The 13,249-nt window shown below is 37.1% G+C and carries 17 protein-coding genes; 9 read left to right on the forward strand and 8 right to left on the reverse strand.

The window, feature by feature from the left end:
- The first annotated feature begins 23 nt into the window (after positions 1-23).
- Positions 24-515 carry a conjugal transfer protein TraO gene (locus AC106K_RS07850; protein ID WP_482444282.1) on the forward strand — a complete coding sequence of 164 codons (492 nt, stop codon included), beginning with the start codon at positions 24-26 and terminating at the stop codon, positions 513-515.
- A gap of 9 nt (positions 516-524) precedes the next feature.
- Complete coding sequence (locus tag AC106K_RS07855) at positions 525-983, forward strand: DUF3872 domain-containing protein (RefSeq protein WP_482444284.1); 459 nt, start codon at positions 525-527, stop codon at positions 981-983.
- A 262-nt stretch (positions 984-1,245) separates the two neighbouring features.
- On the opposite strand, the gene AC106K_RS07860 is transcribed toward AC106K_RS07855, so the two are convergent.
- On the reverse strand, positions 1,246-1,689 hold the full coding sequence (locus tag AC106K_RS07860; RefSeq protein ID WP_482444286.1) for a JAB domain-containing protein: 444 nt from the start codon (positions 1,687-1,689) through the stop codon (positions 1,246-1,248).
- Positions 1,690-2,250: 561 nt separating this feature from the next.
- Here AC106K_RS07860 and AC106K_RS07865 point away from each other — a divergent pair.
- Together AC106K_RS07865 and AC106K_RS07870 are read left to right on the forward strand one after the other, a co-directional pair.
- Positions 2,251-2,475 carry a transposase gene (locus tag AC106K_RS07865; RefSeq protein ID WP_482444288.1) on the forward strand — a complete coding sequence of 75 codons (225 nt, stop codon included), beginning with the start codon at positions 2,251-2,253 and terminating at the stop codon, positions 2,473-2,475.
- 51 nt (positions 2,476-2,526) lie between these two features.
- Positions 2,527-3,039: a transposase gene (locus tag AC106K_RS07870; protein WP_482444754.1), complete on the forward strand. Its 513-nt coding sequence runs from the start codon at positions 2,527-2,529 to the stop codon at positions 3,037-3,039.
- A gap of 33 nt (positions 3,040-3,072) precedes the next feature.
- Here AC106K_RS07870 and AC106K_RS07875 read toward each other — a convergent pair whose 3' ends face one another.
- Complete coding sequence (locus AC106K_RS07875; RefSeq protein ID WP_482444290.1) at positions 3,073-3,258, reverse strand: hypothetical protein; 186 nt, start codon at positions 3,256-3,258, stop codon at positions 3,073-3,075.
- 246 nt (positions 3,259-3,504) lie between these two features.
- Between AC106K_RS07875 and AC106K_RS07880 the strand changes: the two genes are divergently transcribed.
- From AC106K_RS07880 to AC106K_RS07900, 5 genes are read left to right on the forward strand one after another with little or no spacing between them, the layout of a single operon-like run.
- Entirely contained in the window at positions 3,505-4,512 is a 1,008-nt protein-coding gene (locus AC106K_RS07880) for a LacI family DNA-binding transcriptional regulator (RefSeq protein ID WP_482444292.1), read from the forward strand.
- A gap of 55 nt (positions 4,513-4,567) precedes the next feature.
- Complete coding sequence (locus AC106K_RS07885; RefSeq protein WP_482444294.1) at positions 4,568-5,482, forward strand: carbohydrate kinase family protein; 915 nt, start codon at positions 4,568-4,570, stop codon at positions 5,480-5,482.
- Between the two features lie 11 nt (positions 5,483-5,493).
- Positions 5,494-6,738, forward strand: a complete 1,245-nt coding sequence (locus tag AC106K_RS07890) for a sugar MFS transporter (RefSeq protein WP_482444295.1) — start codon at positions 5,494-5,496, stop codon at positions 6,736-6,738.
- A 5-nt stretch (positions 6,739-6,743) separates the two neighbouring features.
- Complete coding sequence (locus tag AC106K_RS07895) at positions 6,744-8,153, forward strand: carbohydrate porin (RefSeq protein ID WP_482444297.1); 1,410 nt, start codon at positions 6,744-6,746, stop codon at positions 8,151-8,153.
- Between the two features lie 20 nt (positions 8,154-8,173).
- On the forward strand, positions 8,174-9,016 hold the full coding sequence (locus AC106K_RS07900; RefSeq protein WP_482444299.1) for a sugar phosphate isomerase/epimerase family protein: 843 nt from the start codon (positions 8,174-8,176) through the stop codon (positions 9,014-9,016).
- On the opposite strand, the gene AC106K_RS07905 is transcribed toward AC106K_RS07900, so the two are convergent.
- The 6 genes from AC106K_RS07905 to galK all read right to left on the reverse strand — a co-directional run bounded on the left by AC106K_RS07905 (position 9,013) and on the right by galK (position 13,230).
- Positions 9,013-9,570, reverse strand: a complete 558-nt coding sequence (locus AC106K_RS07905; RefSeq protein ID WP_482444301.1) for a Crp/Fnr family transcriptional regulator — start codon at positions 9,568-9,570, stop codon at positions 9,013-9,015. The two genes, AC106K_RS07900 and AC106K_RS07905, sit on opposite strands and share 4 nt — an antisense overlap.
- A gap of 304 nt (positions 9,571-9,874) precedes the next feature.
- Complete coding sequence (locus tag AC106K_RS07910) at positions 9,875-10,081, reverse strand: ArsR family transcriptional regulator (RefSeq protein WP_482444303.1); 207 nt, start codon at positions 10,079-10,081, stop codon at positions 9,875-9,877.
- Positions 10,082-10,136: 55 nt separating this feature from the next.
- Positions 10,137-10,937 carry an HAD family hydrolase gene (locus AC106K_RS07915; RefSeq protein ID WP_482444305.1) on the reverse strand — a complete coding sequence of 267 codons (801 nt, stop codon included), beginning with the start codon at positions 10,935-10,937 and terminating at the stop codon, positions 10,137-10,139.
- 76 nt (positions 10,938-11,013) lie between these two features.
- Positions 11,014-11,463 carry a galactose-1-phosphate uridylyltransferase gene (galT, locus tag AC106K_RS07920; protein ID WP_482444307.1) on the reverse strand — a complete coding sequence of 150 codons (450 nt, stop codon included), beginning with the start codon at positions 11,461-11,463 and terminating at the stop codon, positions 11,014-11,016.
- Positions 11,352-12,062 (reverse strand): galactose-1-phosphate uridylyltransferase, encoded by a 711-nt coding sequence (gene galT, locus AC106K_RS07925; protein ID WP_482444309.1) that lies wholly within the window; start codon positions 12,060-12,062, stop codon positions 11,352-11,354. The genes galT (AC106K_RS07920) and galT (AC106K_RS07925) overlap by 112 nt, the downstream gene beginning before the upstream one ends.
- Positions 12,046-13,230 carry a galactokinase gene (gene galK / locus AC106K_RS07930; RefSeq protein WP_482444310.1) on the reverse strand — a complete coding sequence of 395 codons (1,185 nt, stop codon included), beginning with the start codon at positions 13,228-13,230 and terminating at the stop codon, positions 12,046-12,048. Before galK ends, galT (AC106K_RS07925) begins: the two co-directional genes overlap by 17 nt.
- Between the last annotated feature and the right edge of the window lie 19 nt (positions 13,231-13,249).

Below are 13,249 nucleotides of genomic sequence, written 5' to 3' on the forward strand. Positions count from 1 at the left end.
GTTACAGTGTTTATGGTCAAAGAATGATCCCTAAGCAAAAAAGTATAGAAATTAATTCAGGGCTTTTTATTAAAAAGGATTCAGAAAGCTATTTTATCAACACTGGCCTAGTCATTTTCTCCAAAAAAGGAAATTACATGCTTTACAGTTTGGAATATAGTAAAACTTTAGTGCCCTATAAGTCCATAAAAATTCCTGTTGAAAATTATACTGCTGAAGTTGGTTACAGCTTCAATATACTCGCAAACCGGACGAAAAGTTTTATGGTCAATACAAACCTATCAGCAATGGGTGGCTACGAGTATATTAATCAGGGAGAAGATCTACTTTATGATGGAGCAAAATTACTGAATAAATCTTCGTTTATCTATGGTATGAGTGCCAAACTCAGTCTTGAGACCTATCTTTCAGACCATATTGCCATCATTGCTTCAACCAGAGCAAGACTCTTATTCAAAAATTCACAAGATCAACTGGTGAGTTCTATAGGAATTGGACTACGTATTAATCTTTAAACAAAAATTATGAAAAAACTAATCAATATCACCAAACGGGGGTTAAGCATTTTTTATGCATTTGCAACCCTATTTTTAATCGAATTATGTTTATCGTCATGTTCAGAAGACGAACTGGCAATTACACAGAACTTCCCTTTTGAAATTATAGTAATGCCAGTTCAAAAAGATATTGCAAACGGAGAAACAGTAGAAATCAGGTGCCATATCACCACCAGCGGAAGTTATAGTGGTACCTCGTATTCGATCCGATATTTTCAGTCTGACGGAAAAGGCAGTTTACGGATCTTTAATGATCCGGCCATGAAGCCAAATGATCTGTATCCATTACAGGAAAAAGAATTCAGACTATATTACACTTCAGAATCAACAGTATCTCAAAGTTTCGATATTTGGGTTGCTGATAATATGGGCAACCAGCAAAAACTCAGTTTTCAATTTAACCCTCAAAATGCTGGAGTACCATAAAGAGTTTTACAATAAAACCATATATCAGGCTATTTCATAAGAAATAGCCTTTGATGTATCTCACTTATGGGCGGTATGATACCGCCCCGCTTATCAATCGCAACACTTTTGATGAAATGCAAAGCAGGCTTCTAATTTCAAACAAAATTGCTGCAGCAATTTAGACTGTCAAAAAGATGATCCCGATCAGATCGGGTTTGTCTTTTTGACCAAAAACTAATAAAACGGCAACTACAATTACCGTTTTATTAATTACTTACTATTACATTTTACCTTCTTCTCCTAAGGACAGATAACTTTCAGATGTTAAAATAAAGTGATCCAACAATTGGATATTCAAAAACTTTGCTGCTTCCTTAATATTCTGTGTAATTCTCAAATCTTCCGCAGAAGGCTTTAAATTCCCTGACGGATGATTATGCGCAAGAATTATGGCTGATGCATTACATAAAAGTGCTGTTTGCATAATAATTCTTACATCAACGATAGTGCAGGAAATACCTGATTCTGAAATCTTTTTTATTCCCAAAACTTTATGAGCCTGATTCAGATATAATGTGAAAAATGATTCCCGGTAGTCTATTACATCACTATCAAAATGCTCACGAAAAACCTGCACTGCATCCATCGAGTTTTCAATAACTCGCTCACAATTCCCTTTTCGTGAATAACTCAGTTTTATTTCATTAACAATATTATAATTCATTTTGTTTGCTCTGTATACGGCAGAGACTTATATTTCCCGTACCATATTGTGACTATACATTTACATAGCTTCTCTTCCTCCGAATCTCCAAAACCTATCAAAGCTTCGCTAAATATTTTTCAAAAGAAAAACAGGAAAAAAGAAAGCAGATATGAAGGGTTGACAACGACACAATACCAAAAGGAAACGGAATAATTGGAAGGTACCTTTTAGGAAGGAATCCGTTTATGCCGTAGTCTTTTGGTGGCTTAAGAAATGGCTGACAACAATACCTTAGCTGCCTTTTTACCCGTTTTCTATTGAGAATATTTTCATATGATATATGAAAGAGGCTGTCTCAATAGTACCCCCACTCTCGGACTCCTGTCTGACAAATTTTGTCATTTAGGAGATTCTCAGAGCATTAGTTTACCTTTTGAGACAGCCTCTTTCTTAAAAATAAAGAAAATCTATATTATAAGCCTGTTTAAACTTTATTAGAAAAAGAGTTTCCAGAAAATTAGCAATTTAGAGTTGCAAAAAAAAAAGAACTAAAATCTGGAACTCATAAGCAAAGATAAATTGGAAAAATGGATTTTACCTCATTTAAGCAAAGGCAAACGAGGATTTTCTACGAGATTTGATTTAGGAAAAATCTTTAAACTCATTATAAAACGATTAAAAACGGGCTGCCAATGGCGAGAATTAAGCCTTAAAGAATACTTTTCAAAAGAAGCAATAAGCTGGCAACTTATCTATTATTATTTCAGTAAATGGAGTAAAGATGGTTCTTTCATACGAATTTAGATCTCTCTTCTCCAAAATAATAAAAGCAAATTAGATCTCTCCAGTATCCAGCTGGATGGAAGCCATACCCGAAGTAAAACAGGAGGAGAATCGGTAGGTTATCAGGGAAGAAAATCATCCAATACGACTAATTGTATTTTTCTCTGTGACAATCGAGGACAAATGCTTTCAATGGGAAAGCCAATAAGTGGAGACCATCATGATCTTTATAATATTGAAGAAACTTTAGAAGAGATTGTCGGTCTTTTGGATGCTGCTGATATAGAGGTTAAAGGATTATTTCTCAATGCAGACTCCGGTTTTGACAGTAAAAAACTTAGAGATATTCTGTATAAAAAAGAAATTATCGGAAATATCAAGGAAAATCCCCGTAACGGGGATACAAAGAATGAAAAGTACTTTGATAATGAGTTATATAAAAGAAGATTCAAAATAGAAAAAGCAAATGCATGGCTGGATAGTTTCAAAGCTTTATTAATAAGGTTTGAAACACTAAATGTAACGTGGATAAATCTACATTATTTAGCTTTCTCTATTTTGTTTCTAAGAAAAATAAAAGTTTAAACAGGTTCCATATAAATTACTATTTGTTATGACTTAATAACTTTTTAAAACTTTCTTTCCATTTTCATTTTCAGGATTAAATTCCACCGATTTTTGATACATTTTTACAGCTTCAGTTTCATTATTATTAAGGACTAATGCTTCTCCATAACTGTCGAAAGTTTTGCAGCTCTGTGAAAAGATTTGTATTGCCATTTTGAAAACTTCTGTTGATAGCATACAGAAAATATGAATTTTAAAAAAATTACTGGATAAACGTTTAACCAAATTTAATCATCGTAATAAATAAGTTAACAATTTGTTCATATTAAAATAAACCCTTATTACTTAAAATACTGAAAGTTAAATACTTATTATATTTTCAAAAAAATGCACGAAATTACACTTTTTTCTGAAACTGCCAAAAAAGACAGCTATTGTTTTTTTACTATTTTATGAAATATTTTTGTGCATTAATAAAATAAAATGAAAAGGTCTTCTATAAAAGATATTGCTAAACTGGCAGGAGTTTCTGTAGCCACAGTATCTTATGTTCTCAACAGAAAGGAAGGACAGCGGATCAGCGAGGAGACCCGGAAAAAAATTTTTGAAATCGCTGAAACGATTAACTATACTCCCAATAAGATAGCAAAAAGCCTTAAAACTAATAAAACAAAGCTTCTGGGATTGATCGTTGCAGACATCTCCAATGACTTCTATTCTCATATGGCAAGGAATCTGGAAGATAAAGCTTTAAAATTAGGCTATACCCTGATTATTGGCAGTTCTGACGAAAATGCAGAAAAATTTAAAAAACTTACCGAACTATTTTCACAGCAGCAGGTTGACGGAATGATCGTTGCTCCGGTAGCAGGGTCAGAAAAGACACTTGAAAATCTTATCAACATTAAATACCCTTTTGTAACTATTGACAGGTATCTTAAAGGAGTTTCTGTTCCTGGAATTACCATTGATAATCAGGAGATAGCCGAAAGTACAACCAGCCTGCTTCTTAATAAGGATTTTGATAAAATAATCTACATTGGTTACAAAACTGAACTTCCACATCTGCTGGACCGACAGCATGGTTTTGAAAAAGCAATAAACTCTTCCAACAAAACAGCTGAAATACAATATATTCTGGTGGGATTGGAAAATATAGCACAAGAGGTACATTGTCAGCTTGAAAATAGCTTTGGAAAAAACCCTCAAAATACAGCATTATATTTTTCCAGTAATAAACTTGCGGTAGCGGGACTTTCCTACCTCGTTAAAAACAATATAAAAGTTCCGGAGCAGGTTTCTGTAGTTGCATTTGATGAAACCGATTCCTATGATCTGTTCCCTACGGAGATCACCTACATCCAGCAGCCTATTGAAGAAATGGCTGAAGAGGCTATCAAGCTACTGGACGGACAGATCAATGATTATGCAGCGACAGGAAAAAGGGTTACATTATCTGCAAAACTGGTTGACAAAGCCTCTTTAAAATAATTTAATGTAACATAAAACATTTTTTTTAAACAATAACTTAAACGTTTAACCTATTATGATAAAAAATAAATTAAACCATGTCGTTTGTTTTGGAGAGGTTCTGTGGGACATCTTCCCTAGCGGATCCAGAGCTGGCGGTGCACCATTTAATGTTGCCTATAACCTTTTCAAAATGGGAATCGATACCAAAATGCTAAGCAGAATTGGAAACGATGAACTAGGACACCATCTTCTTAATCAAATTCAGAACTGGGGAATAACAACAGATTTCATACAGGTAGACCAGGAAAAGGCCACAGGAACAGTGCTTGCTGATTTTGATCAACACGGAGAGGCTATATATGAAATTGTGCAGGAAGCAGCATGGGATTTTATTCAACCGCTGCCAGAACATAAGAAATTGATTGAGAACGCAGAAGCTTTCGTTTTTGGAAGCCTGATTACAAGGAACAAAACATCCCAAGCTACTCTGCTAGAACTTTTGGAATATTCAAAATTCAGGGTTTTTGATGTCAATTTCCGTCCTCCTTTTATTGATTTTCAATTCATCAAAAAGTTATTGCATAAGGCTGACCTTGTTAAAATGAACAAGGCAGAACTCAGAACCATTCTTGAATATCTCGGTGAAGATTATATTGATGAAGATACCAGTATCAGACATCTTCAGGCATATTTCAATTTGAATGAAATTGTTCTTACCAAAGGAAGCAAAGGTGCAAGATACTTTACAGGTGATACTGCTTATAATTTCCCGGCGGTTCATATTGAAATTGCAGATACTGTGGGAAGCGGGGATTCTTTTCTTGCCGGGTTCCTGTCTAAAAGAATTCAGGGCAGATCCCCGGAAGAGATTATGAAACAAGCAACGTCATTGGGAGCTTTTATCACATCGAAAGCTGGAGCATGTCCGGATTATACCTATGAAGAATTCAAGACATTCAGAGAAAAAAACAGCTGTAAAACCTCTTAAAAATATACTATATGAATACTCCAAAATTTACAGATAAGAAATATTATATCATCCTGTCTTTTGTTACGTCATTATTTTTCTTCTGGGCCATTGCGCTTACCATGGGTGATGTATTGAATAAACATTTCCAGAACGTTCTTCATATTTCAAAATCCAAATCCGGGCTGGTACAGCTTTCCATTTTTGGTGCATACGCACTTATGGGAATTCCGGCCGGGCTTTTTATGAAAAGATTTGGTTATAAATTGGGGGTAATTCTGGGACTTTCACTATTTGCACTGGGATCCTTCTTGTTCATTCCGGCAGCTAATACTTCTTCATTTGACTTTTTCAGGTTGGCTCTTTTTGTACTTGCTATGGGAATGGCAACTCTTGAAACGGTAGCCCATCCTTTTGTAGCAGCTCTTGGTGATGAAAGAACGAGTGATCAGAGGGTCAACTTTGCTCAGTCATTTAATGGTTTAGGGGCTATCATCGGTCCTCTGCTTGGTGGATATTTCATTTTTGGAGCCCCTGATTCAGGAACAGGATCTCTGGATTCTGTAAAAAATCTTTATACATGGATTGGGATTGTCATTCTGGCAATTACCATTATTTTCAGCTTTATCAAAGTCCCGGATCTCAAAGATCCTCATGCAGAAGATATCATTATTTCAGAAAATGAAAAAGGAGAAGACCAGTCTGTATCAGATCCACACGCACCGCTCTACAAGCAGAGGCATTTTATATTTGCAGTGATTGCCCAGTTTTTCAATATTGCCGCGCAGGGCGGAACATGGGCTTATTTTATCAATTACGGTGTCGAGAAAATGCATCTTCCGGAGATACAGGCTTCCTACTATTTTTCTTTGAGCATGGCAATGATGATGATTGGAAGATTTATCGGCACTTTCCTGATGAGATTCATTGCTCCCAACAAACTGCTGGCTATCTTTACCTCATGTAATATCATTCTGTGCCTGATTATTTCCCAGAGTTTCGGATGGGCTTCATTTATCAGCCTTATTTTGCTCAACCTGTTCCTGAGTGTGATGTATCCTACCATCTTCAGTCTTGGGCTTAAAAGATTAGGATCAAAAGTTCAGCAGGCTTCATCATTTCTGGTTATGGCAATGTTTGGAGGCGCTGTTTTCCCTCCGATCATGGGGAGAATTGCTGAAAAAGATATTGCCCATGCTTATCTCCTTCCTATTCTATGCTATGTAGTTATTTTATTATTTGCATTAAAATTCTATAAGCCCAAAACACTTAAATAATTCCTATGAAAACAAAGCTTTTATTAGCTTGGTGCATTTTACTTGTATGCGCCGGCAGTGGAATTTATGCCCAGATCGTAATAACCAATAAAAAATTCTCCTTTGGTACAACCGGCAGAATCGGAGCTGGGTATTCTCCTAATGCGGACGGCAAAACCGGGAGACAACTGAATCTGAACAATCAGGGATCTTTAGGAGGCAGAATGGATCAGGGAGATTATGTTGATTTCTTGCCAGCTTTTCACTTTAGTCCGGTGGTAAACGGTGACAGTACAAAAAGTACAAGGATCGATATGCAGGCAAGACTGAGCTTTTATTCAGGCGGAACTTTTCTGGGAAATGTAGATTCAAAATCCAATCAGGGAATGATTGTGGCCTTACCTGAAGCATTTGTTGAGGCCAGAAATATTATGGGAAGTGACTGGGATGTCTGGGCCGGATCAAGATGGCTGAGATATGATGATATTCACATTGCAGATTACTTTTATTTTGATGACCATTCGGCAACCGGTTGGGGACTGAGACATAAAAACACCAGGTTTTCAATGTTTTTCCCGGCAGCTATTGATACTGCGGCTAGCAACTCCACTCCATACTCATACACCAATGTCATCAGCGGATCAAAAAACCTTATCTACAGGCAAAGAGAAGTTTTTGTTCTGGAACAGGCACTGCCATTTAAAAATACAAAACATAAACTCAAATTACTAGCAGAATTTCATTATGTAGAAAAATCGGGAGAAAATTCCGTAGAGCAATATCCGTCAGATCAGGGTTGGGTTTTTGGGGCTAAATTAAATACAGATATTGCAACAAAAATTCCGGGTTCATTCAATCAGTTTTCTGTAAGATACGGGACCGGAATTGCTAATGGAGGCGATAATGGGAATACACAGACCTGGCGTACCTATGGAGCACCTGATGAAACTACAAAAACATACAAAGGAGCATACTCTTTTACTGTTGTTGAACATTTCCTCTGGAATATCTCAAACCGTTGGTCGCTTAATCCTTATGCCGTCTTCACCAAGAGTAAGGGAGGATCAGCCAGTAATGATAAAGCTCCGGATTATTATAGCCGTGAAATTTTCAACAGGAAAACAGAATTTAATACAGGAATCAGAGCCACTTACTATTTTAACAACTGGTTTCATATTCTTTCTGAATTCCATTATGCAACAAGAAAAAACGGAACCCAGGATGCAGCATCAATGATGAAACTGGTTTTGGCTCCCACCATTGTTCCTACAGCGGAACGCAGTGTCTGGGCAAGACCTCACATCCGCTTTATTGCTGAAATATCAAGATATAATGATCAGGCTATGAATAGTCTTTATTCACCATTTTTACAACAGTCAGGAGCCAAAAGATTCGGTACATATTTCGGAATACGCACAGAATGGTGGATTTTTTAAAATTAAATAAATAAAATATAATGAATATAAAGTTTGGAGCTTCCCTACTCTCCTGGATTACTCCGTTATGGAATGCAGAATCAGGAAAATATGCTATAGAAAAAACCGCTCAGGCAGGGTTTGATCTCATCGAAATACTGCTTCCGGGCTCAATGGATTTTCATGCCGGAACAGTAAAAAAACAGCTGAAAGAAAATCATCTGGAGGTTGTATGCTCGCTGAACCTTCCCAAAGATGCCCATATTGCGTTTTATCCTGAAGCCGCAGAAAAGCTTATCAAAAAAGCAATTGATAAAACTGCTGAGCTGGAGATCAACCTGCTGGCAGGAGTTTTACACAGCGGGATAGGTGTCTTTACCGGAAAACCACTCACAGAAAATGAAAAAGAAATCATTGCTGAAGTATGGTGCAATGTGGCAGATTACGCCCAGAACAGAAGTATAGATATCGCCATAGAACCTATAAACCGCTATGAATCGTATGTTTGCAATACCGCAGAAAATGTCCTGGAGCTTATAAAAAAAACAGGCAAAAATAATCTCTTCCTTCATCTTGATACCTTTCATATGAATATTGAAGAAAATAATTTTTATGACCCGATCATCAATTCCGGGAAAATGCTTAAGCATATTCATGTTACAGAATCTCACCGCGGTATGCTGGGAGAAGGAACAATCAATTGGGAAGAGTTTTTTTCAGCATTGAAAAAAATCAATTTTGAAGGGAATCTGGTTCTTGAAAATTTCAGCTCCTCAATTCCCGGAATGCAGGAAAAGGTTTCATTATGGCAAAAATCGCCTTATGATGCTCAGGAGCTGGCTGAAGGCAGTCTTGCTTTTTTAAAGAAGCATTTGAAAAACTAATTAAACAATGGTTCACTTACGTTGGTCCCGGCTATTATCTCAATAGCCGTTTTGTGTTGGATAATCCGGCCTTCATTAACGAGCTTTTTAAGAACACGGCTTATCACTTCTCTGGATGTTCCCAAAGCTGATGCAATATCTTTATGGGTGATTTTTACAGGATTATTTCCGGTAACAACAGCACGTTGATTGATATAATTAAGCACTCTGGTATCCAGTTTATTAAAAACAGCATCATTTACCATATTCATCAATGCAGTAAACCGGCTGTCATATTCATTGTAGAAAAAATTATTCATCCCCGGAAAGCTGTTCATCAGCTTAAGCAGGCTGGAAACAGGAATCAGCAAAGCTTTGGATGATTCCTCAGCACAGGCATATACAGAACTTATACAGTTTTTAAATATGGAAGCAAAAGTCATGATACAGCTTTCACCAGGTTTCATATAATAGTATAAAAGTTCTCTTCCTTCATTAAAAGTAAAAACTTTTACAGACCCTTTAATGAGGATAGGTACAGAATGAATTCTCTGTCCGGGACTCACAATCTCCATTTTAGATTTATATCAGTGATTATGCAGCATTTTTCAAGTTCACGTATAAAATCCAGTCCAAGAAACCCAAACTTTTCAGTAATAAACTGGTTATTAATCATAAATTATTTTATTGCTTTTAGTTGTCTTATGTTCAAAGGTGAAAAAAGGAATGCAAATTTATTTTTAAAGAGTTCTTAAAGTAAAATATAGTGATACGTTTTTTCTATTACAGATATCATTTAGATAACACAAGCATTTATAAGATGAAAGAAAGGGTCAGCAGTGGACTGAAAAATGGATTGAAAAGCGATTGGGACGGGCTCTATTCTGCTTTTATTTGTGACAGATCAATGCCTAGTTTTGTAAACTCTTCCTGTCCTTTATCTGTAATATAATAGTTACGGTCAGCAGGACTATCCTTAGCAATCCAGCCTTTCTCTACAAATTGTTCTAAAAGAAGCTGACCTAATTTTCCGCCGATATGCTCATAGCATGTTTTGGCTGGCTTTCTATCGGTTGATGTTTTCATATTATTAGTTTTAATTGGTATTCAAAGTATAATGAAATTTTGGTGTACGGATGAATTAATTCAAATTCAGATAGTCCTTAATCGTTTTAAGAACTCCAAAGCTGTCATTGGTACATGCTTCAAAATTAGCTACCTCTTTTACATTCGGATGGGCATTTTTCATGGCGTAGGAATATCTTGCATTCTTCAGCATTTCTATATCGTTCATATAATCTCCGAAAGCCATCGTATTTTCTGGAGAAATCCCCAATGATTTCTGAAGGATTTTCAAAGCGTTTCCTTTATTGATATCCTTATTCATAACGTCCAGCCAATACTCCCCGGAAACGACCACTTCAAGACCGAATTCTTCAAATCTTTTAAGGGCCGGATAAAGATATTTTTCGGAACCTTCAGGATGATATACTGCTATTTTAAAGGTGGTATCATCAATTTGTTCTGTCAGATCATCCTTCTTCATATTTTCAGTATAGTATTTGGAAAAAAAATCTACAAACTGCTGATCATCGGTTTCGTAATAAGCCATCTTTTTAGCAGACAGTACAGCCTTGGCTCCCGGTATTTCACGAACAGCTTTGATGATCTCAACAATATATCTGTATTCCAGTATATCAGCAAAAAGTTCCTGGTCTTTATAGATAACATAGCCGCCGTTTTCAGCTATAAAACCAATCTCACTTTCTATTTCTCCGAAATAATGGGTAATGCCCGGCATCTGTCTTCCGCTTGCAGGCACAAAAACAATATTTCTTTTTTTCAGTTCCTGGTAAACATCCGAAAACTCAGGGCTCATTTCATGGCTGGAATTGAGAAATGTCCCATCCATGTCCGTCACAATTAATTTAATCTGTTCCATAATTTTATTGGGAAAAGCAATATTCTGTTTGCAGCAGAATCATCATTTGCTTATTCTTTTCAAAGATATTGATTTATTATTTTTTCTTGTAATGAATGGTGGGAAGATTTCTTAATATTGCTGCACTTTGTTCCGGGGTAATATCCCGCTGAGGCTCGGCCAGCATTTCGTATCCTACCATAAATTTTTTAACGTCAGCACTTCTGAGTAACGGCGGATAAAAGTGCATATGAAAATGCCATTCCGGATGTTCTTTGCCATCTGTAGGCGATTGATGAATTCCCGCAGAATAAGGAAATGACGTTTCAAAAAGATTGTCATATATTGTGGTCAGATCCTTGAGTACAGCTGCAAAAGATTTTTTTTCCTCTTCAGAAAATCCCGCAATATTTTCTCTTTTCTGTTTACTGATAATCATTGTTTCATAAGGCCACGACGCCCAAAACGGCACCAATGCGGCAAAGTGTTCATTTTCTGTGACGATGCGCTCACCAGCCGTGATTTCCTGCTCAAGATAGTCTTCCACCAATGTTCTTTTATTTTTTCAAAATACAATTTCAGCTGATCCTGGGTTTTCTGAACCATTGCCGGAATGGACGATTGTGCCCAAATCTGGCCGTGCGGATGAGGGTTGCTGCAGCCCATGATGCTTCCTTTATTTTCAAAAATCTGAACATAATTGATAGGGTCCAGAGCCGCCAGCTCATTGAACTGCTCCTGCCATACATCCACTACATTTTTGATGTGTTCCACAGACATTTCCGGTAAGGTAAGGCTGTGATTTTCAGAAAAACAAACCACCCTGTTGATTCCGCGTTCCGGAAAAAGGGTAAAAAATCCTGACTGTTTCTCGGAAAATTCAACTTCTTCATTCAACAATGCTCCAAAGTCATTGTTAAAGACATAGGTTCCCTGGTATGCAGGGTTTCGGTCTCCGTTAGCACGAATATTTCCTGAACAGAGATAGCAGTCCGGATCGTATTCGGGACGGTCTTCTTCTGCTGTTTCTTCTCTCTGCCCCTGCCATGGGCGGTTTGCCCGTTGTGGAGAAACCAATAACCATTCATCCAAAAGAGGATTGTATCTTCTGTGGGGATGTTTTTTAGGGTCAAATGATGTATTCATTGGTGTATTCTTTTATCCCGTCTGAAATTTTAACCTGGTAAACTTTCATCCGAATATTAAAATGTTCAAGATATTTTTCACTAATAGCTTTAATCACTTCTTCAGCTCTGTTTTCCTGAATCAGATTGATGCTGCAGCCTCCAAAGCCACCTCCCATGATTCTTGCTCCCAGCACCCCTTCCTGCAGCAATGTGTTTTCAACCAAAAAATCAAGCTCATTGCAACTGACCTCAAATTCAGTGGACAACCCGGCATGGGTTTCCGTGAGAAGTGTTCCCAGGTATTCAATATTACCTTCTGAAATAGCTTTGGCCGCCATTTCTACTCTTTGGATTTCTTTCAACAGATAGAGACATCTTTTGAATGAAATATCTCCCATTTCTTCCTTTGTATGATCAAGCATAGGCAATGTAAAATCCCGGAATTTTTCAATTTCAGGAAAATTTTTCCATAAGACTTTTTTACCATATTCTACATCTCTCCGTCTTTCGTTATAGCCGGATGTCAGATGACTATGCTTTACACAGCTGTCAAAAAGCAGCAGGCTGTATCCTTTAAGGTCAGCATCAAAATATTGATGCTCCAGAGAATTACAGTCGAGCATCATTACCTTATTTTCCTTTCCGAAAACGGAGGCAAACTGATCCATAATTCCGCACTGAACTCCTGCAAAAGCATGTTCTGATTTTTGCCCGATCACCACAATTTCTTTTTTGGTGAGATGAAGGTCAAAAAGTTCATTGAGGATATACGCAAAACCACATTCAAGGGCTGCCGAAGAAGAAAGCCCGGATCCCATCGGAATGCTACTGCTGAAAACAATTTCCATTCCGCAAAAGTGAGTTTCAGGCTTTTGCAACTGGCTGAAAACGCCCAGAATATAGTTCATCCACATCTGCTGAACGGGTTTTACCTCAATTGTGACATCAAATGTATATTCTTCTCCGAGGTCTTTGGCTACGATGGTACAAAAATTAGACTGTGGCAGCTTGCGTACAGCAAAACAAATGTATTTGTCTATAGCAGCAGGCAATACAAAACCGTCGCTATAGTCTACATGCTCACCGATAATATTAATTCTCCCGGGAGAAAGGAAGATGTGTTCAGGTTCTGCTTTGAATTCGGTCCTAAACTTTTGTATGATTGGGTTGATTAACTGTTCCTGCATATCAATCTTATCTGATCAA

This window comes from Chryseobacterium sp. FR048, from assembly GCF_056844665.1.